Annotated in this window: 1 protein-coding gene; it reads left to right on the top strand. The window is 46.2% G+C overall.

Going from position 1 to position 238, the window contains the following annotated elements:
• On the top strand, positions 1 to 238 hold a 238-nt coding region (locus P8629_RS12660), incomplete at both ends, for a helicase-related protein (protein ID WP_278166436.1).

Genomic DNA, 238 nt, shown 5'->3' with positions numbered 1-238 from the left:
CAAATTGTTGTCGCTACCGTTGCCTTTGGGATGGGGATAAATAAGTCCAATGTGCGTTTTGTGGTCCATTTTGATATTCCACGCAATATTGAATCTTACTACCAAGAAACCGGACGTGCGGGACGAGATGGTTTGCCTGCTGAAGCGATAATGCTTTACGACCCTGCGGATATCGTTTGGTTGCGACGCATGCTAGATGAAAAAGAAGAGGGGCCACAAAAGCAAGTCGAAAGCCATA

It is taken from the genome of Hydrogenovibrio sp. 3SP14C1 (assembly GCF_029625905.1).
Classification (GTDB): domain Bacteria; phylum Pseudomonadota; class Gammaproteobacteria; order Thiomicrospirales; family Thiomicrospiraceae; genus Hydrogenovibrio.
Note: the sequence above shows the minus strand (reverse complement) of the source record. Positions and strands in the feature narration are given on the sequence as shown.